We start from the raw sequence: 23,125 nt of genomic DNA, 5'->3' as shown, positions 1-23,125 counted from the left end.
GCCGGAAGTAGTTGGGGGTTGCCCCCTGTGAGATATGGAAGTCGCTTAGCTCTAGGGAGTTTAGCTCAGCTGGGAGAGCATCTGCCTTACAAGCAGAGGGTCAGCGGTTCGATCCCGTTAACTCCCATTTTAGCGGGTGTAGTTTAGTGGTAAAACTACAGCCTTCCAAGCTGTTGTCGCGAGTTCGATTCTCGTCACCCGCTTTGAACTTTGTTCTTTGTACCAAGTTTTTGACTTGGGCGCGTAGCTCAGGTGGTTAGAGCGCACGCCTGATAAGCGTGAGGTCGGTGGTTCGAGTCCACTCGTGCCCATAGTGTTTAGTCCATTACTAGAGAATTGTAATATTATCTGTTCGCTAAGAGGACACGGGTTTATTCCCGTATAAACTATTTTGGAGGATTACCCAAGTCCGGCTGAAGGGAACGGTCTTGAAAACCGTCAGGCGTGTAAAAGCGTGCGTGGGTTCGAATCCCACATCCTCCTTTTGTATTAGCGCGGGATGGAGCAGCTCGGTAGCTCGTCGGGCTCATAACCCGAAGGTCGTAGGTTCAAATCCTGCTCCCGCAATAAGGCTCGGTAGCTCAGTTGGTAGAGCAATGGATTGAAGCTCCATGTGTCGGCGGTTCGATTCCGTCTCGCGCCATTTATATATTTTGGAAGGGTAGCGAAGAGGCTAAACGCGGCGGACTGTAAATCCGCTCCTTCGGGTTCGGGGGTTCGAATCCCTCCCCTTCCATTTTACGGGCATAGTTTAAAGGTAGAACTAAGGTCTCCAAAACCTTCAGTGTGGGTTCAATTCCTACTGCCCGTGTTAATAGAATTATGGCGGGTGTGGTGAAGTGGTTAACACACCAGATTGTGGCTCTGGCATGCGTGGGTTCGATCCCCATCACTCGCCTATTTTATATTATTGGGGTATAGCCAAGCGGTAAGGCAAGGGACTTTGACTCCCTCATGCGTTGGTTCGAATCCAGCTACCCCAGTTACTATTTGCCGGCGTGGCGGAATTGGCAGACGCGCTGGACTCAAAATCCAGTGTCCGCAAGGACGTGCCGGTTCGACCCCGGCCGCCGGTATAGTATAGCATTAAGGAACGTTGTAAATCTTCGTTCCTTTTTATATTATTTTTGGTATAATAATAGTTATTCAAAATTTATTTAGATTATGAAAGTGTAGGGAAGTATGTCTCGTTCTATCGATTTATTAAAACATCGATATTTGAAAAATATTAAAGAAAATCCTGAATTGTTTGTCGGGATTGAGCTGGAATATCCTGTTGTAAACTTGGAAGGAGCTGCTACAGATGTTGAAGTTACCAAGCACTTATTCCGATATTTAGTTTCTTCTTTTGATTTTACTATCGAAAAGGTAGATGATTTTGGGAATCCTATCCAGTTAGTAGATCCAGTAAGTCAGGATGCTATTTTATTTGAAGTTTCCTATACTACGATTGAGTTTGCATTTGGCAAGGCTGAAACGATTCAAGAGATCGAAAATCGTTTCAACAATTATATGGATGTAATTCAGAAAAAGTTAGCTGAATCAAACCATGCTATTGTTGGCTGTGGTATTCATCCCAACTGGGATAAAAATGAGAATTGTCCAGTGGCTTCCCCACGTTATCAGATGTTGATGGACTATTTGAATTTGAGTAGAAATGTTACTAAATCAAACTTACATCATTTCCCTGAATATGGTTCTTTTATCTGTGGGAGTCAGGTTCAGCTGGATATTTCAAAGTCTAACTACTTACGAGTGATTAATGCTTTTACCCAAATTGAAGCAGTTAAGGCTTATTTATTTGCTAATTCTGAGTTTACAGGTGCGGATTGGGATACAAAAATCTCAAGAGATATTTTCTGGGAAGAATCGATGCATGGTATATATCCAGAGAATGTTGGTGTCAATGCTAGCCTCTTTAAAGATGAGGATGATTTTTTTGATTATCTAGATCATTCTGCAATTTTTACTGCGGAACGTGATGGACAAACCTATTATTTTTATCCGATTCAGGCTAGGGACTATTTGCCTACATCTGAAATCCAAGCTTTTGCTCTGAATGGGGATGAGATTCTTATTTACCCCCAAGAGAAGGATTTTGAAACTCATCGTAGTTACCAGTACCAAGACTTAACGACTCGAGGAACAGTTGAGTTTCGTAGTGTGTGTACACAGCCACTTGATAGGACTTTTGCTTCTGCAGCCTTTCACTTGGGATTGTTGGTTAATTTAGATAAGTTAGTAGCTTACTTAGAAACAGCACCTTTCTTTAAGAAATTTGGTTGTGATTATAAGTTTTTAAGACGACAATTTTCTAAGAAAAAGCTAACAGATGAGGAGAAAACTGCGATTATAGAGTTTTCCAAAGACTTACTCCTGCTAGCCGAGGAAGGACTGGAGATGAGAAATAAACAAGAAATGATTTATTTAGAGCCTTTGAAGAAAGAATTGGGACTATAATTTCTTTTATAAAGGGAGAATTTTCTGAAAAATCATGATATAATGGAAGAGACTATAGATAAAGGATAGAGAGTAATGACATTAGTTTATCAATCAACGCGTGATGCCAATAATACAGTAACTGCTAGCCAAGCAATTTTGCAAGGTTTGGCGACGGACGGTGGTTTGTTTACACCGCTTACTTATCCAAAGGTAGATTTGGACTTTGACAAATTGCAAGATGCTTCTTATCAGGAAGTTGCTAAGTTAGTTTTGTCAGCATTTTTAGATGACTTTACAGCTGAGGAGTTGGACTACTGTATCAACAATGCCTACGATAGTAAGTTTGATACTCCAGCTATAGCGCCTTTGGTGAAATTAGATGGCCAATACAACTTGGAACTGTTCCATGGTTCAACAATTGCTTTTAAGGATATGGCCTTGTCTATTTTGCCATACTTTATGACAACAGCTGCTAAGAAGCATGGTTTGGAGAACAAGATTGTCATCTTAACAGCGACATCTGGTGATACTGGGAAAGCTGCTATGGCAGGATTTGCGGATGTTCCTGGTACTGAGATTATCGTCTTTTATCCAAAGGATGGTGTCAGCAAGGTACAAGAGTTGCAAATGACCACTCAAACTGGCGACAATACTCATGTTATTGCTATTGATGGTAACTTTGACGATGCGCAAACTAACGTCAAACATATGTTTAACGATGTAGCACTTCGTGAAAAATTGGCTGCAAACAAGTTGCAATTTTCATCTGCAAACTCTATGAATATCGGTCGTTTGGTACCACAGATTGTTTATTATGTTTATGCCTATGCTCAGTTGGTTAAGACTGGTGAGATTGTGGCTGGTGATAAGGTCAACTTCACAGTACCAACAGGAAACTTTGGAAATATCTTGGCTGCCTTTTATGCCAAACAAATCGGCCTACCAGTTGGCAAATTAATCTGTGCTTCAAATGACAACAATGTTTTGACAGACTTCTTCAAGACACGTGTTTACGACAAGAAGCGTGAGTTTAAGGTAACAACTAGTCCATCTATGGATATCTTGGTATCTTCAAACTTGGAGCGCTTGATTTTCCATCTTTTGGGAAATGATGCGGTCAAGACAGCTGAACTCATGAATGCTTTGAATAGCCAAGGTCAATATGAGTTGACTAATTTTGATGCAGAGATTTTGGACCTCTTTGCAGCTGAATATGCGACTGAGGAAGAAACAGCGGCAGAAATCAAGCGTGTTTATCAAACAGATGCCTATATTGAGGACCCACACACAGCTGTTGCCTCGGCAGTTTATAAGAAATACCAAGCGGCTACTGGCGATGTGACTAAGACAGTGATTGCTTCAACAGCGAGTCCATACAAGTTCCCAGTGGTTGCAGTAGAAGCTGTAACTGGAAAATCAGGGCTTGGCGACTTTGAAGCCTTGGCTCGATTACATGACATTTCAGGAGTCGCAGTGCCGCCAGCAGTTGATGGGCTTGAAACAGCTCCTGTTCGTCATAAGACAACTGTTGCAGCAACAGACATGCAAGTAGCGGTTGAGGCTTATCTAGGACTTTAAGACAGGGGGAGTAAACTCGGTTGGGAAACCAACTGAGTTTCTTTTCATCAGGAGGAAGGATTGTTTAAGAAAAATAAAGACATTCTTAATATTGCCTTGCCAGCTATGGGCGAAAACTTTTTGCAGATGCTCATGGGAATGGTGGACAGTTATCTGGTTGCTCACTTGGGCTTAATCGCTATTTCAGGTGTTTCAGTAGCTGGCAATATTATCACGATTTATCAGGCGATTTTCATAGCTCTGGGAGCTGCTATTTCCAGTGTTATTTCAAAGAGTTTAGGGGAGAAGAATCAGTCTAAGCTAGCCTACCATGTGACTGAGGCGTTGAAAATTACTTTACTCTTAAGTTTCCTTTTGGGAGCTTTGTCCATCTTCGCTGGGCAAGAGATGATAGGACTTTTGGGGACGGAGAGAACTGTAGCTGAGAGTGGTGGACTCTACCTATCTTTAGTTGGTGGTTCGATTGTTCTTTTGGGATTCATGACCAGTCTGGGTGCCTTGATTCGTGCAACGCATAATCCACGTCTGCCCCTCTATGTTAGTCTCTTGTCAAATGCTTTGAATATTCTCTTTTCCAGTCTAGCTATTTTTGTTCTGGATATGGGGATAGCTGGTGTTGCTTGGGGGACTATTCTGTCTCGTTTGGTCGGTCTTATGATTTTGTGGTCACAATTAAAGTTGCCTTTTGAGAAACCGACTTTTGGTTTAGATAAGGAACTATTGACCTTAGCTTTGCCAGCAGCTGGAGAGCGGCTTATGATGCGGGCTGGTGATGTCGTTATCATTGCCTTGGTCGTTTCTTTTGGAACGGAGGCAGTGGCGGGAAATGCGGTCGGAGAAGTCTTGACCCAGTTTAACTATATGCCTGCCTTTGGCGTAGCTACGGCAACGGTCATGCTGGTGGCTCGAGCAGTTGGAGAGGATAATTGGGAAAGAGTAGCTAGTTTGAGCAAGCAAACTTTTTGGCTTTCTCTGCTTCTCATGTTGCCCTTGACGCTTAGTGTCTATGCCTTGGGTATACCACTGACTCATCTCTATACGAATGATTCTCTAGCGGTGGAGGCTAGTGTTCTAGTGACACTTTTTTCACTACTTGGTACTCCTATGACGATAGGAACAGTCATCTATACAGCAGTCTGGCAGGGTTTGGGCAATGCTCGGCTTCCCTTTTATGCGACAAGTATAGGAATGTGGTGTATCCGCATTGGAACAGGATATCTGATGGGGATTGTGCTTGGTTGGGGCTTGCCTGGTATTTGGGCCGGAACCCTTTTGGATAATGGTTTTCGATGGTTATTTCTACGTTACCGTTACCAGCATTATATGAGCTTGAAAGGATAGGAAATGCAAAAAACAGCTTTTATTTGGGATTTAGACGGGACTTTATTGGACTCTTATGAAGCGATTTTGTCAGGGATTGAGGAAACTTTTGGTCAGTTTGCTATTCCTTATGATAAAGGGAAGGTGAGGGAGTTTATTCTCAAGTATTCTGTTCAGGATTTGCTTGTGCAGGTGGCGGAAGAGAGAAAACTGGATGTGGAAGTGCTAAATCAGGTGCGTGCCCAGAGTTTGGCTGAGAAGAATGCTCAGGTAGTTTTGATGCCAGGTGCGCGTGAGGTTCTAAAGTGGGCAGACGCAGCGGGGATTCAACAGTTTGTCTACACTCATAAAGGGGACAATGCTTTTACCATTCTCAGAGACTTGGGGTTGGAATCCTATTTCACAGAGATTTTAACCAGTCAGAGTGGCTTTGCTCGGAAGTCCAGTCCAGAAGTGGCTACCTATCTGCTAGATAAGTATCAGTTGAATCCTGATAATACTTATTATATAGGAGATCGGACTCTGGATGTGGAATTTGCCCAGAATAGTGGGATTCAAAGTATCAACTTTTTAGAGTCGACTTATGAAGGAAATCACAGGATTCAAGGGTTAGCAGATATTCCTTACATTTTTGGGGATTGGGAACGATAAGATTGTGTCAGTTTTGTGACAGAGACCTAACAAACTGTTTCAAGTAACCGAGTTTGTTACAAGGAACAGACAGTTCTGTTAAATAGGCCCGAGAGGGCTTTTTTTCTGCATTTTTTGTGTTATGATAGACAGGTACTCATTTGAAAGGAATTTGAAAGAATGAAGAAAAGAATGTTATTAGCCTCAACAGTAGCCTTGTCATTTGCCCCAGTATTGGCAACTCAAGCAGAAGAAGTTCTTTGGACTGCCCGTAGTGTTGAGCAAATCCAAAACGATTTGACTAAAACAGACAACAAAACAAGCTATACCGTTCAGTATGGTGACACCTTGAGCACAATTGCAGAAGCCTTGGGTGTAGATGTCACAATTCTTGCGAGTTTGAATAAAATCACTAATATGGACTTGATTTTCCCAGAAACTGTTTTGACAACGACTGTCAATGAAGCTGAAGAAGTAACAGAAGTTGAAATCCAAACACCTCAAGCGGCTTCTAGTGAAGAAGTGACAACTGCTACAGCAGATTTGACAACCAATCAAGTGACCGTAGATGATCAAACTGTTCAAATTGCAGATCTTTCTCAACCGATTGCAGAAGCGCCAAAAGCGGTAGAGACTACAAGTGCAAAAGAAGTAGCAACAAGTTCAGAAGTTACAGAGACAGTGACTACTGCAGAAGAAGTGGCATCATCTACAAACACTTCTACGTCAACGGAGCAAACAGTCAAAACAAGCAGTCCAGTTGAAGAAGCAACTCCTCAGGCAACGACTCCAGCTGAGAAAGATGAAACTCAAGCAAGCCCTCAGGCTGAGTCAACAGTGGAAACAACTACAACTCCAGTAGAAGAAAAAGCAATAGAAACAACTGCAACAAGTTTAGAAGAAGTAAAAGAAGTAGCATCAAGTGAAGCTACACCAGCAGTTTCTACTTATCAACCAGAAGAGAAGAAAACAGTTTCAACAACTTACGCAGCTCCAGCTGCGCCCGATTATGCTGGACTTGCGGTAGCGAAATCTGAAAATGCAGGCCTCCAACCACAAACAGCTGCCTTTAAAGAAGAAATCGCCAACTTGTTTGGCATCACATCCTTTAGTGGTTACCGTCCAGGAGACAGCGGAGATCACGGAAAAGGTTTGGCTATCGACTTTATGGTACCAGAAAGCTCAGAACTAGGGGATAAGATTGCAGAATACGCTATTCAAAATATGGCTAGCCGTGGAATTAGTTACATCATCTGGAAACAACGTTTCTATGCTCCATTCGATAGCAAATATGGACCAGCTAATACTTGGAATCCAATGCCAGACCGTGGTAGTGTGACAGAAAACCACTATGACCATGTTCACGTTTCAATGAATGGATAAACCAGACTTGGTAATATCATTTTGACGAATGAGATCTAGCTTTCGTGATAGGGAGCAAGTCTCGTTCGTTTTTTCTTTGTCAATTTGAATGAAAGTTACCATTTTGTAATGATTGAAGCAACATTCTTGCAATTTATTTTACTTCGTATTATAATTGATTAGTCAACTATTGATAAATCAAGAAAAAGAGGAAAGAAATGTTAGAGATTCAAGATTTACTGTATCAACTCCGCTTGTCTGAGCAAGCGAGTACGCAATTGTTTGAAAAAAGACTTGGTATTAGTTTGACACGGTATCAGATTTTACTGTTTTTACTGGAGAATTCTCCCTGTAATCAAATGGCAGTTCAGGAGCGTTTGCAGATTGATCAGGCTGCCTTGACACGACATTTCAAGATTTTGGAAAAGGAAGGTTTGGTGGAGCGTCATCGCAATCCTGACAATCAGCGAGAAGTGTTGGTAGAGGCTACGAAGTATGCCAAGGAGCAGTTAGTGATGAATCCGCCTCTGCAGCATATCAAGGTTAAGGAAGCGATGGAAAGTATCTTAACAGATTCTGAGAGAACAGATCTCAGCCGTTTATTAAATAAATTGGTTTTAGGTATTGAAAATATAGAAATTTAAGAAGAAATAGATGTCAATTATGACAATCATTTTAGCAACGGTTGTTGCTTTGGAGCATTTTTACATTTTTTATTTGGAAAGTATTGCAACGCAATCAGATGCGACTAGTCGTGTCTTTAACATGGAAAAGGAAGAACTGGCTCGTCGGTCAGTAAGTTCATTGTTTAAAAATCAAGGGATTTATAATGTTCTGCTAGGAGTCTTTCTCCTGTATGGGATTTATTTCTCACAGAATTTAGAAATTGTGACTATTTTTGTTTTATTTGTGATTGGGGCGGCGGCTTATGGCTCTCTCACAGCAGATAAAAAAATTATTTTAAATCAAGGAGGGCCAGCTATTTTGGCCTTGATTAGTATTTTTCTCTTTAAATAAGTTTAAAGATCAATCTTAGTCTCTCTAGTCCTTTTTACTCCAGAATAAGGGAAATATGTTATACTTGTTTTATTGTCGGAAAAAGAGTTTCATGGAATTGGTTGTAAGGAGTTAGAAATGAAAGTATTGGTGACAGGTTTTGAGCCCTTTGGAGGGGAAAAGGTTAATCCAGCTTTAGAGGCCGTTAAAGGTTTACCAGCTGAAATCCATGGCGCTGAGGTCCGTTGGCTAGGAGTGCCAACAGTCTTTCACAAATCGGCCCAAGTGTTGGAAGAAGAGATGAGTCGTTATCAACCTGATTTTGTCCTTTGTATCGGGCAAGCGGGTGGAAGAACTAGCTTGACGCCTGAACGAGTGGCCATTAACCAAGACGATGCACGCATTCCTGATAATGATGGTAATCAACCGATTGACCTTTCCATTCGCCCAGATGGTGCTTCGGCCTACTTTAGCAGTTTGCCGATTAAAGCGATGGTTCAAGCTATAAAAAAAGAGGGCTTGCCGGCCTCTGTTTCCAATACGGCAGGGACTTTTGTCTGCAATCATTTGATGTATCAGGCACTCTATTTGGTAGAAAAGAAATTTCCACATGTTAAGGCAGGTTTTATGCATATTCCTTATATGATGGAACAGGTGGTGAATCGACCGACTACCCCAGCTATGAGTTTAGTGGATATTAGGCGAGGGATAGAAGCGGCAATCGGCGCCATGATAGAACATGGAGATCAGGATCTCAAGTTGGTAGGCGGAGAAACTCATTGATAGAAAAAAGCTTGAGGGAAAACCTTCAAGCTTTTGGACGTTTTCGAGCCAATACTGCTCGGTAAAAAATCATTTTATTAATTTGAATGTAGGGTAGGAGTGAAAAACTAGCCCTACCAGGGGTAGTTTAGTTGGTATTTTTTACTAAGTGCTGCTCTAAGTACTGCTCTATAAAAGCTGATTTTAGTACATTGGATATAAGGTAGGAGTAAAAAACTAGCAATGCCAAAGGTAATCCAATTGAGGAAGTACCAAGGAAGAAGCTGTAAGTCTAGGACAAAGTGCTGGAACTTGTAGCCCTTCATAAAGGAACGGCTAGTTTTTAGGATTCGTCTTGGTGAGGCCTGTCCTAGGTCTAGACTATAACAGAGAAGAAATTCCACCTGTGAATAGGCATAATACTGTGGAATATAGAGGATATTTCCTACAATGATCAAGATGAGACTTGCAAGAAAGTAGAGTCCAAAGACCATGAGGAAGCGTTCCGTTTCAACTGACGTGAGATCCAGATTGGGAAACTCAGGGTGAAGGGCAACGAATTTCTTGGCTAAAAAGCTACTGTAAAAAAGGAAGTAAATTCCAAGCAAACTAGGAATGCCCCATAAAAAGAGATAGAAACGTTTGAGAAGAAGAGTCAAAAAGGTTTGTGAAAAGTGCTCTTCGTCAAATAGAGCCAGACTATTTTTGACGGATAGTTCTGTATCTGGATTCTTGATGAGTTTCAGCGTTGTATAAACTGAACTGGTTAGAAGTATTGTTCCGATAAAGGAGACTAATAGTGGAAAAAGGTAAGCTTGGAATATATGACCAAACACGCTTAAAAAGGGTTGTTCTAAAACACTCTCGTTGATGCGCTCTAAGGGATTAAGAAAGCCAGACAATATGACCAGCATGCTAGGTAAGAGATAGACGAGAAAGAGGCGGGGATTTTCAGCCTGAAATTGTCTGGCTTGCAGACGAATGGTTTTTAAATCAATTTTTGGGTATTTCATTCTCTCATTATACCATAGTTCGTGACAGTTCCGGCTTTTTTTGATAAAATCATACAGTATGCCCTTGGGCACAAAGTATGAACTGGGACTGTTTTTCCCAGCTTCGGAGGTAAAAAATGTCAGATTCACCAATCAAATATCGTTTGATTAAGAAAGAAAAACACACAGGAGCTCGTCTGGGAGAAATCATCACTCCTCACGGCACCTTCCCGACGCCTATGTTTATGCCAGTTGGGACTCAAGCCACTGTCAAAACTCAGTCACCTGAAGAATTGAAGGAGATGGGTTCAGGGATTATCCTATCAAACACCTATCATCTCTGGCTTCGCCCTGGAGATGAACTCATTGCTCGCGCAGGTGGTCTCCACAAGTTCATGAATTGGGACCAGCCTATCTTGACAGATAGTGGTGGTTTTCAGGTTTATTCTCTAGCAGATAGTCGCAATATCACAGAAGAAGGAGTAACCTTTAAAAACCATCTCAATGGTTCTAAGATGTTCCTATCGCCAGAAAAAGCCATCTCTATTCAGAATAATTTGGGTTCAGACATCATGATGTCCTTTGACGAATGTCCTCAGTTTTATCAGCCTTATGACTACGTTAAGAAATCAATCGAGCGTACCAGTCGTTGGGCTGAGCGTGGTTTGAAGGCTCATCGTCGTCCGCATGACCAAGGATTGTTTGGGATTGTGCAGGGGGCAGGATTTGAAGATCTTCGCCGCCAATCGGCTCATGACCTTGTCAGCATGGACTTCCCAGGCTATTCTATCGGTGGTTTGGCAGTGGGAGAAACCCACGAGGAGATGAATGCGGTCTTGGACTTCACAACCCAACTGCTTCCTGAAAATAAACCTCGCTATTTGATGGGTGTGGGAGCACCAGATAGTTTGATTGATGGGGTGATTCGTGGTGTAGATATGTTTGACTGTGTCTTGCCAACTCGTATCGCTCGTAACGGGACTTGTATGACCAGTCAGGGACGTTTGGTTGTAAAAAATGCTCAGTTTGCTGAGGACTTTACGCCACTGGATCCTGAGTGTGATTGCTACACATGTAAGAACTATACACGCGCCTACCTTCGTCACCTGCTCAAGGCCGATGAAACCTTTGGTATCCGCTTGACTAGCTACCATAATCTTTACTTCTTGCTTAACCTGATGAAGCAAGTGCGACAAGCCATCATGGATGACAATCTCTTGGAATTCCGTGAGTATTTTATTGAAAAATATGGCTATAATAAGTCAGGGCGTAATTTCTAAAACGGAATAGATATAAGCTAAAAATCCTAAGTTTTCTCTTGGGATTTTTCTTCTTTTTTTGATAGAATAAAGTGTACAATGAAAGGAAGAATAAACTCGTATGCGCATTAAATGGTTTTCCTTGATTAGGATTACAGGTTTACTTTTGGTACTCTTGTATCATTTCTTTCAGACTATCTTTCCTGGAGGATTTTTCGGGGTAGATGTCTTTTTCACATTTTCAGGTTTCCTGATTACGGCTCTACTCATCGAAGAATTTTCTAAAAACCATGAGATTGATTTGGTTGGATTTTTTAGGAGACGCTTTTATCGGATTGTGCCACCTGTGGTTTTGATGGTCTTAGTAACCATGCCCTTTACCCTCCTAGTTCGCCAAGACTATGTGGCTGGAATTGGAGGTCAGATTGCGGGTGTCTTAGGCTTTATGACCAACTTCTATGAACTCCTAACAGGTGGGAGTTATGAATCTCAGTTCATTCCTCATTTGTTTGTTCATAATTGGAGTTTGGCCGTTGAGGTTCACTACTATATTCTTTGGGGATTGGCAGTTTGGTTCTTATCTAAACAGTCCAAATCAAATGGTCAGTTGAGGGGAATGGTTTTTCTCTTATCAGCTGCTGCCTTCTTAATTAGCTTCTTCTCCATGTTTATTGGTAGTTTTCTAGTAACCTCTTATTCCTCTGTTTACTTCTCCAGTTTAACTCATGTCTATCCATTCTTTTTGGGAAGTATCCTAGCAACGATTGTAGGCGTTCGTCAGACAACTTCTTTAGTTAAGCAGTTGGATAAAATCTGGGATTTACGAAAGACCCTGTTGATTTTTGCAGGAGGTTTTGGCTTCCTACTCATTTTGACCTTCTTTGTCAAATTTACTTATCTCTTTGCCTATCTTATAGGCTTCTTGCTTGCCAGTCTTGCAGCCCTTGCTATGATTTTAGCGGCGCGTGTTTTACATGAAAAGACTCCTAATATACAGGAGCCGAAGATGATTAGCTTTTTAGCGGATACTAGCTATGCAGTTTATCTCTTCCATTGGCCTTTCTACATTATTTTCTCACAGTTGACCTCAAATCTTTTTGCTGTGTTACTGACTTTGATTTTTTCTTATGGATTCGCCAGCCTATCATTTTATGTGTTGGAACCTTGGATTGCAGGAAAGGACACACCTATTATACAAATCCTTCGTCCCCTGCCTTATATTCACGCAATTCTTGCGACAAGTACAGGAATCTTGGCCTTCATTGTCCTCTTAGTGACTTTGTTGGCACCACAAGTGGGAGCGTTTGAGACAGACTTAACTGTCAATGGTTTGAAGCAAGCTGCAACAAATATTAGCCAGACCAAGATGATGACAGAACGGGCAGATGCAAATAGTTTGGGGATTGCTGATGGCACTATGTTAATTGGTGACTCGGTGGCCTTAAGGGCAAATACAGCCCTGCAGACAGCCCTTCCTGGAGCACAGATTAACGCACAAGTCAGCAGAACAACCAAGACCGCCAATGAAATCATGCTAAATAATAGCCAGAATAAATTTTTACCTAAGATGGTGGTCATTGCAACAGGGGTAAATAATCCTGAAAATTACAAGGAAGATTGGGATAGTATCGTAAAAAATCTTCCTAAGGGCCACCATATGGTTTTGGTGACTCCTTATGAAGGAGATAAGACAAAAGAGACCTATGCAATCGTTGAGAAGGCGGCTGCCTATATGAGAGAATTGGCAGAGAAGACTCCTTATATCACCATTGCTGATTGGAATCAAGTTGCTAAGGAACATCCAGAGATCTGGACAGGAACAGACCAAGTCCATTTCGGAAGTGACACTAGCAAAATTGAAGCCGGAGCTAAATTGTATGCAGATACCATTGCTGCAGCCTTGCAAACAGCTCAAGACAAACCAGTCAAATCAAAATAACGTATATTTAAAAGAGAAGAGTTGGAGAAATCCAGCTCTTTTAAAATATCTCTAGAAAATAGGTCTATACCATTTACAAATGAATCAGAAAGGTTTATAATGTAATTGACATAATAAATATCAAAAGTAATCTTTTAAGGAGGTCATTATTATGCCTAATTACGTTAAAGCGGATCAGTTTTTCTATCCATTTGGCATTCGTCGCGGTGGGTACCTAGAACTTGTTGATGGCAAATTTGGGAAACATGTGGATCAAATTCCTGAAGGAGCAGAGGTTCTTGACTATACTGGTTATAGCATTGCACCAGGTCTTGTGGATACTCATATTCATGGATATGCAGGTGTAGATGTGATGGACAACAACATTGAAGGTACATTGCATACTATGAGTGAAGGACTTCTTAGTACCGGTGTTACCAGTTTCTTGCCCACAACTTTAACAGCCACTTATGAGCAATTGCTTGCAGTCACTGAAAATCTTGGAAACCATTATAAAGAAGCAACAGGTGCTAAGATTCGTGGGATTTATTATGAAGGTCCATATTTCACAGAAACTTTTAAGGGGGCACAAAATCCGACTTATATGAGAGATCCGGGTGTTGAGGAGTTTCATTCTTGGCAAGATGCTGCAAAAGGGATGCTAAATAAAATCGCTATTGCACCAGAACGTGATGGGGTGGAAGATTTTGTACGTACTATTACAGGTGAAGGTGTGACAGTTGCACTTGGACACTCAGATGCGACATTTGAACAAGCTAAGAAGGCAGTTGATGCTGGAGCTAGTGTATGGGTACATGCCTATAATGGGATGCGTGGTTTAACACACCGCGAACTAGGTATGGTAGGAGCTATGTATGAGCTCCCACATACTTACGCAGAATTGATTTGTGATGGTTATCACGTAGATCCAAAAGCTTGTGAGATTTTACTTAAGCAAAAGGGGACAGAAAACATCGCTCTTATTACGGACTGTATGACAGCTGGTGGGCTTGAAGACGGTGACTATATGTTGGGAGAATTCCCTGTTATAGTAGCAAATGGAACTGCACGTCTCAAATCTACTGGTAATTTGGCAGGTTCTATCCTCAAACTTAAAGATGGTATGAGAAATGTAGTCGAGTGGGGTATTGCTAATCCGCATGAAGCGGTCATGATGGCTAGCCTTAACCCAGCAAAATCCGTTCACATCGATGACGTCTGTGGCCAAATCCGTGAAGGCTACGACGCTGACTTTATCGTACTAGATAAAGATTTGGAATTGGTAGCAACCTACCTAGATGGTGTGAAACGTTATCAAGCATAAGAGAGAAAGCAGAAGTTAGAGATTAGCTTCTGCTTTTTTATCTATATTGCTTTACCGGTAAATAAAAAAGTTAAAAAAATCACAAAAAAACTTGAAGAAACAAATGAAAAGGCTTATAATTATATTATAAATAGTACAAATAAAAAAACGGAGGAATGCTTTATGAAAGCCTATACTTATGTTAAACCAGGACTTGCTTCTTTTGTTGACGTAGACAAACCAGTTATTCGCAAGCCAACTGACGCTATTGTGCGTATCGTAAAAACCACTATTTGTGGAACAGACCTCCATATTATCAAAGGGGATGTTCCCGCTTGCCAAAGTGGTACCATTCTTGGTCACGAAGGGATTGGGATTGTGGAAGAAGTTGGGGAAGGAGTTTCTAACTTCAAAAAAGGCGATAAGGTCTTGATTTCTTGTGTCTGTGCCTGTGGTAAATGCTACTACTGTAAAAAAGGAATTTATGCCCACTGTGAAGACGAAGGGGGCTGGATTTTTGGTCACTTGATTGATGGTATGCAGGCTGAGTATCTACGTGTCCCTCATGCAGATAACACTCTTTACCACACTCCAGAAGACTTGTCAGATGAAGCCTTGGTTATGCTATCAGACATTCTACCTACTGGATATGAAATTGGTGTCTTAAAAGGGAAAGTAGAACCTGGTTGCAGCGTAGCCATTATTGGTTCAGGACCTGTTGGATTGGCTGCTCTTTTGACAGCCCAATTCTATTCACCAGCTAAATTGATTATGGTGGACTTAGACGATAACCGCTTGGAAACTGCTGTATCATTTGGTGCGACTCATAAAGTTAATTCTTCAGACCCTGAAAAAGCCATTAAAGAAATTTATGATTTGACAGATGGTCGTGGTGTAGATGTTGCTATCGAAGCTGTTGGTATTCCTGCAACATTTGATTTCTGTCAAAAGATTATCGGTGTAGACGGAACAGTTGCCAACTGTGGTGTGCATGGTAAACCAGTTGAATTTGATTTGGACAAGCTTTGGATTCGCAACATCAATGTAACAACTGGTTTGGTATCTACAAATACAACTCCACAATTGTTGAAAGCTCTTGAAAGTCATAAGATTGAACCAGAAAAATTGGTAACTCACTATTTCAAACTAAGTGAAATTGAAAAAGCCTATGAAGTTTTCAGTAAGGCAGCAGACCACCATGCAATTAAGGTCATTATCGAAAACGATATTTCAGAAGCTTAAGTAGTAAAAACATTTTGGAACATAAGCACATAGAAATTCAGTCATCCATCAGATGGCTGGATTTTTTATCAAGAAATTAAGAAATGAGCATATTTCTTTCCTTGTTTAGCGGAATTGGTTATAATATACGGTACAAAGGAATGAATGAATATGTATCGTGTTATAGAAATGTACGGAGATTTTGAACCGTGGTGGTTCTTAGAAGGTTGGGAAGAAGATATTGTAGCTAGTAAGAAATTTGACCAGTATTATGATGCTCTCAAATACTACAAAACTTGCTGGTTTAAATTAGAACAAGAATCCCCTCTTTATAAAAGCAGAAGTGACTTGATGACCATTTTTTGGGATCCGGAAGACCAACGCTGGTGTGATGAATGTGATGAGTATTTACAACAATACCATTCTTTGGCTCTTTTGCAGGATGAGCAGGTTATCCCAGATGAAAAACTACGCCCAGGCTATGAAAAACAAACAGGTAAGGAAAGGCACCGTTCTTGCCGTATGAAATTAAAATAGAGAAAAAGTAACTTTTTTGGAGTTGCTTTTTTTATTTTTCCAAATCTTTGCGAATAGTATAGGTGAGGAGGTAAGTATGGTTCAAGAAATTGCACAAGAAATCATTCGTTCGGCTCGGAAAAAAGGGGCACAAGACATTTATTTTGTCCCTAAGTTAGACGCCTATGAGCTTTATATGAGGATAGGAGACAAGCGCTGTAAAATCGGTTGTTATGATTTCGAAAAATTTGCGGCTGTTATCAGTCACTTTAAGTTTGTGGCGGGTATGAATGTTGGAGAAAAGCGACGTAGCCAACTGGGTTCCTGTGATTATGCCTATGACCAGAAGATGGCGTCTCTACGTCTATCTACTGTAGGCGATTATCGAGGGCAGGAGAGTTTAGTTATTCGCTTGTTGCATGATGAGGAGCAGGATTTGCATTTTTGGTTTCAGGATATTGATGAACTGGGCAAGCAGTACAGGCAACGTGGTCTCTATCTCTTTGCTGGTCCAGTCGGTAGTGGCAAGACAACCTTGATGCATGAATTGGCTAAATCTCTCTTTAAAGGACAGCAAGTCATGTCCATTGAAGATCCTGTCGAAATCAAGCAGGAGGACATGCTCCAGTTGCAGTTGAATGAGGCGATTGGACTAACCTATGAAAATCTAATCAAACTTTCTTTGCGTCATCGTCCTGACCTCTTGATTATCGGAGAAATTCGAGACAGCGAAACGGCGCGTGCAGTGGTCAGAGCTAGTTTGACAGGGGCGACAGTCTTTTCAACCATTCACGCCAAGAGTATTCGAGGTGTTTATGAGCGCCTGTTGGAGTTGGGTGTGAGTGAGGAGGAATTGGCAGTCGTTCTGCAAGGAGTCTGCTACCAGAGATTAATCGGGGGGGGAGGAATCGTTGACTTTGCCAACAAAGACTATCAAGAACACCAGCCAACTAGCTGGAATGAACAGATTGACCAGCTTCTTAAAGATGGACATATCACAAGTCTTCAGGCTGAAACGGAAAAAATTAGCTACAGCTAAGCAAAAAAATATCATCACCTTGTTTAACAATCTCTTTTCCAGCGGTTTTCATCTGGTGGAGACCATCTCCTTTTTAGATAGGAGTGCCTTGTTGGACAAGCAGTGTGTGACCCAGATGCGTACAGGCTTGTCTCAGGGAAAATCATTCTCAGAAATGATGGAAAGTTTGGGTTTTTCAAGTGCCATTGTCACTCAGTTATCCCTAGCGGAAGTCCATGGAAATCTCCACCTGAGTTTGGGAAAGATAGAAGAATATCTAGACAATCTGGCCAAGGTAAAGAAAAAATTAATTGAAGTAGCGACCTATCCCTTGATTTTGCTGGGTTTTCTTCTCTTAATTATGCTGGGACTACGGAACTATCTACTACCACAACTGGATAGCAGCAATATTGCCACCCAAATTATCGGAAATCTGCCACAAATCTTTCTAGGAATGGTAGGGTTTGTTTCAGTAGGTGTCCTTTTAGCACTCACTTTTTATAAAAGAAGTTCTAAGATGCGTGTCTTTTCTATCTTAGCACGCCTTCCCTTACTTGGAATCTTTGTGCAGACTTATTTGACAGCCTATTATGCGCGTGAGTGGGGGAATATGATTTCGCAGGGAATGGAGTTGACGCAGATTTTTCAGATGATGCAGGAACAAGGTTCCCAGCTCTTTAAAGAAATCGGTCAAGATTTGGCTCATGCTCTCCAAAATGGTCGAGAATTTTCTCAAACTATAGGAACCTATCCTTTCTTTAGGAAGGAATTGAGTCTCATCATCGAGTATGGGGAAGTCAAGTCCAAGCTGGGTAGTGAGTTGGAAATCTATGCTGAAAAAACTTGGGAAGCCTTTTTTACCCGAGTCAACCGCACCATGAATTTGGTGCAGCCACTGGTCTTTATCTTTGTGGCTCTGATTATCGTTTTACTTTATGCGGCAATGCTCATGCCCATGTATCACAATATGGAGGTAAATTTTTAAAATGAAAAAAATGATGACATTCTTGAAAAAAGTGAAAGTGAAGGCTTTCACACTTGTGGAAATGTTGGTGGTCTTGCTCATCATCAGCGTGCTTCTCTTGCTCTTTGTACCTAATCTGACCAAACAAAAAGAAGCAGTCAACGACAAAGGAAAAGCTGCTGTTGTTAAGGTGGTGGAAAGCCAGGCAGAGCTTTATAGCTTGGATAAAAATGAAGATGCTAGCCTAAGCAAGTTACAAGCAGATGGGCGAATCACAGAAGAACAGGCTAAAGCTTATAAAGAATACCATGCTAAACAAAATACCAGTCAAACCGTTGCAGATTAAGGCCTTTACCATGCTGGAAAGTCTCTTGGTTTTGGGACTTGTGAGTATCGTAGCCTTGGGCTTGTCAGGCTCTGTTCAGTCCACTTTTGCAGCGGTAGAGGAGCAGATTTTCTTTATGGAGTTTGAAGAACTCTATCGGGAAACCCAAAAACGCAGTGTAGCTAGTCAGCAAAAGACTAGTCTAAACTTAGATGGGCAGACAATCAGTAATGGCAGTCAAAAGTTGACAGTTCCTAAAGGAATTCAGGCACCATCGGGACAAAGTATCACATTTGACCGAGCTGGGGGCAATTCGTCCCTGGCTAAGGTTGAATTTCAGACCAGTAAAGGAGCGATTCGCTATCAATTATATCTAGGAAATGGAAAAATTAAACGCATTAAGGAAACAAAAAATTAGGGCAGTGATTTTACTGGAAGCAGTAGTCGCTCTAGCTATCTTTGCCAGCATTGCGACCCTCCTTTTGGGACAAATTCAGAAAAATAGGCAAGAGGAAGCAAAAATCTTGCAAAAGGAAGAAGTTGTGCGTGTCGCTAAGATGGCCCTGCAGACAGGTCAAAATCAGGTAAACATAAATGGAGTTGAGATTCAGGTGTTTTCTAGTGAAAAGGGATTGGAGGTTTATCATGGTTCAGAACAGTTGTTGGCTATCAAAGAGCCATAAGGTCAAGGCTTTTACCCTGTTGGAATCCCTGATTGCCCTCATTGTCATCAGTGGAAGCTTACTCCTCTTTCAAGCCATGAGTCAGCTCCTCATTTCAGAAGTTCGCTACCAGCAGCAAAGCGAACAAAAAGAGTGGCTCTTGTTTGTGGACCAGTTGGAGGCAGAATTAGACCGTTCGCAGTTCGAAAAAGTGGAGGGCAATCGCCTCTATATGAAGCAAGATGGCAAGGAAATTGCGATAGGTAAGTCAAAATCGGATGATTTTCGAAAAACTGATGCCAGTGGACGGGGTTATCAGCCTATGGTTTATGGACTCAAATCTGCGCAGATTACAGAGGAGAATCAACTGATTCGCTTTCGTTTCCAGTTCCAAAAAGGTTTAGAAAGGGAGTTCATCTATCGTGTGGAAAAAGAAAAAAGTTAAGGCAGGTGTTCTCCTCTATGCAGTCACCATGGCAGCCATCTTTAGTCTTTTGTTACAATTTTACTTGAACCGACAAGTCGCCCACTATCAAGACTATGCTTTAAATAAAGAAAAACTGATTGCTTTTGCCATGGCCAAACGAACCAAGGATAAAGCCGAGCAAGAAAGTGGGGAACAGGTTTTTAATCTAGGTCAGGTAAGCTATCAAAACAAGAAAACAAGCTTGGTGACAAGGGTTCGTACGCCTAAGAGACAATATGAATTCATCTTTCCTTCAGTCAAAATCAAAGAAGAGAAAAAGGATAAAAAGGAAGAGGTAGCGACCGATTCAAGCGAAAAAGCGGAGAAGAAAAAATCAGAAGAGAAGCCTGAAAAGAAAGAGAATTCCTAGCTAATCAAGCTACTTTGTGCTAAACTAAAAATATGAAACATGATTTTAACAACAAAGCAGAAACTTTTGATTCCCCTAAAAATATCTTCCTTGCAAACTTGGTTTGTCAAGCAGTCGAGAAACAGATTGATCTTCTATCAGACAAAGAAATTTTGGATTTCGGTGGTGGCACGGGTCTATTAGCCTTGCCTCTGGCCAAACAAACCCAATTTGTAACACTGGTGGATATTTCTGAGAAAATGCTGGAGCAAGCTCGTTTGAAAGCGGAGCAGCAAGACATCAAGAATATCCAGTTTTTGGAGCAAGATTTACTGAAAAACCCCTTGGAGCAGCAATTTGACCTCATTGTTGTTTGTCGGGTTCTTCATCATATGCCTGATTTGGATGCGGCTCTCTCACTGTTTCATCAACATTTGAAGGAAGATGGACAACTCCTCGTTGCTGATTTTATCAAGACAGAAGCTAACCATCATGGATTTGATTTAGCTGAACTGGAAAACAGGCTAATTGAGCATGATTTTTCATCTGTGCATAGTCAGATCCTCTATAGCGCTGAAGACCTGTTTCAAGGAAATTATTCAGAACTCTTTTTTACAGTAGCCCAAAAATCACTCGCCTAGTCAGGGAGTGATTTTTCTATAAGGATGGAAAAAAGAAGGGAAATTTGATAAGATAGGAATATGGATTTTGAAAAAATTGAACAAGCTTATACGTATTTACTAGAGAATGTCCAAGTCATTCAAAGTGATTTGGCGACCAACTTTTATGACGCCTTGGTGGAGCAAAATAGCATCTATCTGGACGGTGAAACTGAGCTAGAGCAGGTCAAAGGGAACAATCAAGCTCTTAAGCGTTTAGCGCTTCGCAAAGAAGAATGGCTCAAGACCTACCAATTTCTCTTGATGAAGGCTGGGCAAACAGAACCCTTGCAGGCAAATCACCAGTTTACACCAGATGCTATGGCTTTACTTTTGGTGTTTATTGTGGAAGAGTTGTTTAAAGAGGAAGAAATCACTATCCTCGAAATGGGTTCTGGCATGGGAATTCTGGGCGCTACTTTCTTGACCTCGCTTGATAAAAAGGTGGATTACTTGGGAATGGAAGTGGATGATTTGCTGATTGATTTGGCAGCAAGCATGGCAGATGTAATTGGTTTGCAGGCTGGCTTTGTCCAAGGAGATGCCGTTCGTCCACAAATGCTCAAAGAAAGTGATGTGGTCATCAGCGACTTGCCTGTTGGCTATTATCCTGATGATGCCGTTGCGTCGCGCCATCAAGTTGCTTCTAGTCAAGAACATACTTACGCCCATCACTTGCTCATGGAACAAGGGCTTAAGTACCTCAAGTCAGAGGGATATGCTATTTTTCTCGCTCCGAGTGATTTGTTGACCAGCCCTCAAAGTGATTTGTTGAAAGGCTGGTTGAAAGAGGAGGCAAGTCTGGTTGCTATCATCAGTCTGCCTGAAAATCTCTTTGCTAATGCCAACCAATCTAAGACTATTTTTATCTTACAGAAGAAAAATGAAATAGCAGTAGAGCCTTTTGTTTATCCACTTGCTAGCTTGCAAGATGCAAGTGTTTTAATGAAATTTAAAGAAAATTTTCAAAAATGGACTCAAGGTACTGAAATATAAAATAGATTTTGTTATAATAGTTGAAAACGCTTAAAAGAGGTAATTGATAATGACAAAAACAATCGCAATCAATGCAGGAAGTTCAAGTTTGAAATGGCAATTATACTTAATGCCAGAAGAAAAAGTATTGGCGAAAGGTTTGATTGAACGTATCGGTTTGAAAGATTCAATTTCAACTGTAAAATTTGATGGCCGTTCTGAACAACAAATTTTGGATATCGAAAATCACACACAAGCTGTTAAAATCTTATTGGATGACTTGATTCGTTTCGATATTATCAAGGCTTATGACGAGATTACTGGTGTTGGACACCGTGTTGTGGCTGGTGGAGAATATTTCAAAGAATCAACAGTCGTTGAGGGAGATGTTTTAGAAAAAGTTGAAGAGTTGAGCTTGTTGGCTCCTCTCCACAATCCAGCCAATGCTGCAGGTGTTCGTGCCTTCAAGGAATTGTTGCCAGACATTACCAGTGTAGTTGTTTTTGATACTTCATTCCACACAAGTATGCCAGAGAAAGCTTATCGCTACCCTCTACCAACAAAATATTACACAGAAAACAAGGTTCGTAAATATGGTGCCCACGGTACAAGTCACCAGTTTGTAGCAGGAGAAGCTGCAAAACTCTTGGGACGTCCATTAGAAGACTTGAAATTGATTACTTGCCACATCGGTAATGGTGCTTCTATTACAGCTGTTAAGGGTGGTCAATCTGTCGATACTTCAATGGGCTTCACTCCACTGGGTGGTGTGATGATGGGAACTCGTACAGGGGATATTGACCCAGCTATCATTCCTTACTTAATGCAGTATACAGAGGACTTTAACACGCCTGAAGAAATTAGTCGCATCCTTAATCGTGAATCAGGGCTTATGGGTGTCTCAGGCAAATCTAGTGATATGCGTGATGTGATTGCTGCTATGGAAGAAGGGGACCACGATGCCACTTTGGCTTATGAAATGTATGTTGACCGTATCCAAAAACATATCGGTCAATACCTTGCAGTCTTAAATGGAGCAGATGCTATTATCTTTACAGCGGGTGTAGGAGAAAATGCAACCGATGTACGTGAAGATGTCATCTCAGGTATCTCTTGGTTTGGCTGTGATGTTGACCCAGAAAAGAACGTCTTTGGTGTGACAGGAGACATCTCAACAGAGGCAGCGAAGATCCGTGTATTGGTTATTCCAACTGATGAAGAATTGGTCATTGCCCGTGACGTTGAACGTTTGAAAAAATAACTAAAATTAGAAAAAATATTCCGTACAAGGAGTTGGGAAAGAGATTTTTCCAGCTTCTTTTTCTGATGAAATTGTGCAAAACCTTGCTATGATTGGCTTTTTTGAAAAATATGGTATAATAGTAGTAATTTAATAGATGGAGTTGAG

The 23,125-nt window shown here is 41.2% G+C and carries 24 protein-coding genes, 11 tRNA genes and 1 pseudogene; 34 read left to right on the top strand and 2 right to left on the bottom strand.

Going from position 1 to position 23,125, the window contains the following annotated elements; translation table 11 throughout:
- The first annotated feature begins 54 nt into the window (after positions 1-54).
- The 19 genes from OVN23_RS09835 (at position 55) to pcp (ending at position 9,111) form a co-directional block, all read left to right on the top strand.
- A tRNA-Val gene (locus OVN23_RS09835) sits at positions 55-127 on the top strand.
- A 5-nt stretch (positions 128-132) separates the two neighbouring features.
- Positions 133-203, top strand: a tRNA-Gly gene (locus OVN23_RS09830).
- 34 nt (positions 204-237) lie between these two features.
- Positions 238-311: transfer RNA gene (locus OVN23_RS09825), tRNA-Ile, on the top strand.
- A gap of 82 nt (positions 312-393) precedes the next feature.
- Positions 394-483, top strand: a tRNA-Ser gene (locus tag OVN23_RS09820).
- A gap of 10 nt (positions 484-493) precedes the next feature.
- Positions 494-567, top strand: a tRNA-Met gene (locus tag OVN23_RS09815).
- A 3-nt stretch (positions 568-570) separates the two neighbouring features.
- A tRNA-Phe gene (locus tag OVN23_RS09810) sits at positions 571-643 on the top strand.
- A gap of 12 nt (positions 644-655) precedes the next feature.
- Positions 656-736, top strand: a tRNA-Tyr gene (locus OVN23_RS09805).
- 4 nt (positions 737-740) lie between these two features.
- Positions 741-811, top strand: a tRNA-Trp gene (locus tag OVN23_RS09800).
- A 14-nt stretch (positions 812-825) separates the two neighbouring features.
- Positions 826-898 (top strand) — tRNA-His (locus OVN23_RS09795).
- Positions 899-911: 13 nt separating this feature from the next.
- Positions 912-983: transfer RNA gene (locus OVN23_RS09790), tRNA-Gln, on the top strand.
- 9 nt (positions 984-992) lie between these two features.
- Positions 993-1,076, top strand: a tRNA-Leu gene (locus OVN23_RS09785).
- Positions 1,077-1,182: 106 nt separating this feature from the next.
- Complete coding sequence (locus tag OVN23_RS09780; protein WP_267241033.1) at positions 1,183-2,460, top strand: glutamate-cysteine ligase family protein; 1,278 nt, start codon at positions 1,183-1,185, stop codon at positions 2,458-2,460.
- 75 nt (positions 2,461-2,535) lie between these two features.
- Positions 2,536-4,020 carry a threonine synthase gene (thrC, locus tag OVN23_RS09775; RefSeq protein WP_262081159.1) on the top strand — a complete coding sequence of 495 codons (1,485 nt, stop codon included), beginning with the start codon at positions 2,536-2,538 and terminating at the stop codon, positions 4,018-4,020.
- Positions 4,021-4,080: 60 nt separating this feature from the next.
- Positions 4,081-5,361, top strand: a complete 1,281-nt coding sequence (locus OVN23_RS09770; RefSeq protein WP_267241032.1) for an MATE family efflux transporter — start codon at positions 4,081-4,083, stop codon at positions 5,359-5,361.
- A 3-nt stretch (positions 5,362-5,364) separates the two neighbouring features.
- Positions 5,365-5,991, top strand: coding sequence for an HAD family hydrolase (locus OVN23_RS09765; RefSeq protein WP_164226426.1), 627 nt, complete (start codon positions 5,365-5,367; stop codon positions 5,989-5,991).
- A 159-nt stretch (positions 5,992-6,150) separates the two neighbouring features.
- Positions 6,151-7,353 carry a LysM peptidoglycan-binding domain-containing protein gene (locus tag OVN23_RS09760; protein WP_173275494.1) on the top strand — a complete coding sequence of 401 codons (1,203 nt, stop codon included), beginning with the start codon at positions 6,151-6,153 and terminating at the stop codon, positions 7,351-7,353.
- 197 nt (positions 7,354-7,550) lie between these two features.
- Positions 7,551-7,976, top strand: coding sequence for a MarR family winged helix-turn-helix transcriptional regulator (locus OVN23_RS09755; RefSeq protein WP_173234902.1), 426 nt, complete (start codon positions 7,551-7,553; stop codon positions 7,974-7,976).
- A 10-nt stretch (positions 7,977-7,986) separates the two neighbouring features.
- The gene (locus OVN23_RS09750) at positions 7,987-8,349 is read left to right on the top strand and encodes a DUF1304 domain-containing protein (RefSeq protein WP_173234900.1); all 363 of its coding nucleotides are present in this window, start codon (positions 7,987-7,989) and stop codon (positions 8,347-8,349) included.
- Positions 8,350-8,466: 117 nt separating this feature from the next.
- Entirely contained in the window at positions 8,467-9,111 is a 645-nt protein-coding gene (pcp, locus tag OVN23_RS09745) for a pyroglutamyl-peptidase I (protein WP_267241031.1), read from the top strand.
- A gap of 25 nt (positions 9,112-9,136) precedes the next feature.
- On the opposite strand, the pseudogene OVN23_RS09740 reads toward pcp, so the two are convergent.
- Together OVN23_RS09740 and OVN23_RS09735 are read right to left on the bottom strand one after the other, a co-directional pair.
- Positions 9,137-9,229: pseudogene (locus OVN23_RS09740) on the bottom strand (beta-carotene 15,15'-monooxygenase); the annotation flags it as partial.
- The gene (locus tag OVN23_RS09735) at positions 9,225-10,103 is read right to left on the bottom strand and encodes a DUF975 family protein (protein ID WP_267241030.1); all 879 of its coding nucleotides are present in this window, start codon (positions 10,101-10,103) and stop codon (positions 9,225-9,227) included. The pseudogene OVN23_RS09740 and the gene OVN23_RS09735, both read right to left, overlap by 5 nt.
- Positions 10,104-10,219: 116 nt before the next feature.
- Here OVN23_RS09735 and tgt point away from each other — a divergent pair, with 116 nt between their 5' ends.
- The 15 genes from tgt (at position 10,220) to OVN23_RS09660 (ending at position 22,978) form a co-directional block, all read left to right on the top strand.
- Positions 10,220-11,362 carry a tRNA guanosine(34) transglycosylase Tgt gene (gene tgt, locus OVN23_RS09730; RefSeq protein ID WP_020903627.1) on the top strand — a complete coding sequence of 381 codons (1,143 nt, stop codon included), beginning with the start codon at positions 10,220-10,222 and terminating at the stop codon, positions 11,360-11,362.
- Between the two features lie 100 nt (positions 11,363-11,462).
- Positions 11,463-13,280 (top strand): acyltransferase family protein, encoded by a 1,818-nt coding sequence (locus OVN23_RS09725; protein ID WP_262081166.1) that lies wholly within the window; start codon positions 11,463-11,465, stop codon positions 13,278-13,280.
- 151 nt (positions 13,281-13,431) lie between these two features.
- Positions 13,432-14,583, top strand: a complete 1,152-nt coding sequence (nagA, locus tag OVN23_RS09720) for an N-acetylglucosamine-6-phosphate deacetylase (protein ID WP_262081167.1) — start codon at positions 13,432-13,434, stop codon at positions 14,581-14,583.
- A gap of 162 nt (positions 14,584-14,745) precedes the next feature.
- Entirely contained in the window at positions 14,746-15,804 is a 1,059-nt protein-coding gene (locus OVN23_RS09715; RefSeq protein ID WP_000649461.1) for a zinc-dependent alcohol dehydrogenase family protein, read from the top strand.
- Between the two features lie 150 nt (positions 15,805-15,954).
- Entirely contained in the window at positions 15,955-16,320 is a 366-nt protein-coding gene (locus OVN23_RS09710) for a DUF1033 family protein (RefSeq protein WP_045606653.1), read from the top strand.
- Between the two features lie 76 nt (positions 16,321-16,396).
- Entirely contained in the window at positions 16,397-17,338 is a 942-nt protein-coding gene (gene comGA, locus OVN23_RS09705; RefSeq protein WP_262081168.1) for a competence type IV pilus ATPase ComGA, read from the top strand.
- Positions 17,286-18,302 carry a competence type IV pilus assembly protein ComGB gene (gene comGB, locus OVN23_RS09700; protein WP_262081190.1) on the top strand — a complete coding sequence of 339 codons (1,017 nt, stop codon included), beginning with the start codon at positions 17,286-17,288 and terminating at the stop codon, positions 18,300-18,302. Before comGA ends, comGB begins: the two co-directional genes overlap by 53 nt.
- 1 nt (position 18,303) lies before the next feature.
- A complete protein-coding gene (comGC, locus tag OVN23_RS09695; protein WP_112445359.1) occupies positions 18,304-18,627 on the top strand; it encodes a comG operon protein ComGC in 324 nt (107 codons plus the stop codon).
- Positions 18,590-19,024: a competence type IV pilus minor pilin ComGD gene (gene comGD / locus OVN23_RS09690; protein ID WP_173214457.1), complete on the top strand. Its 435-nt coding sequence runs from the start codon at positions 18,590-18,592 to the stop codon at positions 19,022-19,024. Before comGC ends, comGD begins: the two co-directional genes overlap by 38 nt.
- Complete coding sequence (comGE, locus tag OVN23_RS09685; RefSeq protein WP_071478895.1) at positions 18,987-19,289, top strand: competence type IV pilus minor pilin ComGE; 303 nt, start codon at positions 18,987-18,989, stop codon at positions 19,287-19,289. Before comGD ends, comGE begins: the two co-directional genes overlap by 38 nt.
- Positions 19,252-19,713 carry a competence type IV pilus minor pilin ComGF gene (gene comGF, locus OVN23_RS09680; protein WP_173229674.1) on the top strand — a complete coding sequence of 154 codons (462 nt, stop codon included), beginning with the start codon at positions 19,252-19,254 and terminating at the stop codon, positions 19,711-19,713. Before comGE ends, comGF begins: the two co-directional genes overlap by 38 nt.
- Positions 19,691-20,104: a competence type IV pilus minor pilin ComGG gene (gene comGG / locus OVN23_RS09675; RefSeq protein ID WP_262081169.1), complete on the top strand. Its 414-nt coding sequence runs from the start codon at positions 19,691-19,693 to the stop codon at positions 20,102-20,104. Before comGF ends, comGG begins: the two co-directional genes overlap by 23 nt.
- 32 nt (positions 20,105-20,136) lie before the next feature.
- Positions 20,137-20,724, top strand: coding sequence for a class I SAM-dependent methyltransferase (locus tag OVN23_RS09670; protein WP_267241028.1), 588 nt, complete (start codon positions 20,137-20,139; stop codon positions 20,722-20,724).
- A gap of 60 nt (positions 20,725-20,784) precedes the next feature.
- Positions 20,785-21,738: a class I SAM-dependent methyltransferase gene (locus OVN23_RS09665; protein ID WP_262081171.1), complete on the top strand. Its 954-nt coding sequence runs from the start codon at positions 20,785-20,787 to the stop codon at positions 21,736-21,738.
- 49 nt (positions 21,739-21,787) lie between these two features.
- Positions 21,788-22,978, top strand: coding sequence for an acetate kinase (locus tag OVN23_RS09660; protein ID WP_262081172.1), 1,191 nt, complete (start codon positions 21,788-21,790; stop codon positions 22,976-22,978).
- Positions 22,979-23,125 lie beyond the last annotated feature (147 nt).

This window comes from Streptococcus sp. Marseille-Q6488, from assembly GCF_946902925.1.
GTDB lineage: Bacteria > Bacillota > Bacilli > Lactobacillales > Streptococcaceae > Streptococcus.
The sequence above is the reverse complement of the archived record's forward strand: the minus strand, read 5'-3'. Positions and strand labels throughout refer to the sequence as shown.

Bases quoted from the DNA above. Each gene is read 5' to 3' on its own strand.
- comGF (WP_173229674.1), top strand. From the start codon at position 19,252: ATGGTTCAGAACAGTTGTTGGCTATCAAAGAGCCATAAGGTCAAGGCT.
- thrC (WP_262081159.1), top strand. From the start codon at position 2,536: ATGACATTAGTTTATCAATCAACGCGTGATGCCAATAATACAGTAACT.
- OVN23_RS09715 (WP_000649461.1), top strand. From the start codon at position 14,746: ATGAAAGCCTATACTTATGTTAAACCAGGACTTGCTTCTTTTGTTGAC.
- OVN23_RS09750 (WP_173234900.1), top strand. From the start codon at position 7,987: ATGTCAATTATGACAATCATTTTAGCAACGGTTGTTGCTTTGGAGCAT.
- tgt (WP_020903627.1), top strand. From the start codon at position 10,220: ATGTCAGATTCACCAATCAAATATCGTTTGATTAAGAAAGAAAAACAC.
- OVN23_RS09780 (WP_267241033.1), top strand. From the start codon at position 1,183: ATGTCTCGTTCTATCGATTTATTAAAACATCGATATTTGAAAAATATT.
- OVN23_RS09725 (WP_262081166.1), top strand. From the start codon at position 11,463: ATGCGCATTAAATGGTTTTCCTTGATTAGGATTACAGGTTTACTTTTG.
- pcp (WP_267241031.1), top strand. From the start codon at position 8,467: ATGAAAGTATTGGTGACAGGTTTTGAGCCCTTTGGAGGGGAAAAGGTT.
- comGC (WP_112445359.1), top strand. From the start codon at position 18,304: ATGAAAAAAATGATGACATTCTTGAAAAAAGTGAAAGTGAAGGCTTTC.
- comGD (WP_173214457.1), top strand. From the start codon at position 18,590: ATGCTAAACAAAATACCAGTCAAACCGTTGCAGATTAAGGCCTTTACC.
- comGE (WP_071478895.1), top strand. From the start codon at position 18,987: ATGGAAAAATTAAACGCATTAAGGAAACAAAAAATTAGGGCAGTGATT.
- OVN23_RS09735 (WP_267241030.1), bottom strand. From the start codon at position 10,103: ATGAAATACCCAAAAATTGATTTAAAAACCATTCGTCTGCAAGCCAGA.
- OVN23_RS09760 (WP_173275494.1), top strand. From the start codon at position 6,151: ATGAAGAAAAGAATGTTATTAGCCTCAACAGTAGCCTTGTCATTTGCC.
- OVN23_RS09665 (WP_262081171.1), top strand. From the start codon at position 20,785: ATGGATTTTGAAAAAATTGAACAAGCTTATACGTATTTACTAGAGAAT.
- nagA (WP_262081167.1), top strand. From the start codon at position 13,432: ATGCCTAATTACGTTAAAGCGGATCAGTTTTTCTATCCATTTGGCATT.
- comGA (WP_262081168.1), top strand. From the start codon at position 16,397: ATGGTTCAAGAAATTGCACAAGAAATCATTCGTTCGGCTCGGAAAAAA.
- OVN23_RS09765 (WP_164226426.1), top strand. From the start codon at position 5,365: ATGCAAAAAACAGCTTTTATTTGGGATTTAGACGGGACTTTATTGGAC.
- OVN23_RS09755 (WP_173234902.1), top strand. From the start codon at position 7,551: ATGTTAGAGATTCAAGATTTACTGTATCAACTCCGCTTGTCTGAGCAA.
- comGB (WP_262081190.1), top strand. From the start codon at position 17,286: ATGGACATATCACAAGTCTTCAGGCTGAAACGGAAAAAATTAGCTACA.
- OVN23_RS09670 (WP_267241028.1), top strand. From the start codon at position 20,137: ATGAAACATGATTTTAACAACAAAGCAGAAACTTTTGATTCCCCTAAA.
- OVN23_RS09710 (WP_045606653.1), top strand. From the start codon at position 15,955: ATGTATCGTGTTATAGAAATGTACGGAGATTTTGAACCGTGGTGGTTC.
- OVN23_RS09660 (WP_262081172.1), top strand. From the start codon at position 21,788: ATGACAAAAACAATCGCAATCAATGCAGGAAGTTCAAGTTTGAAATGG.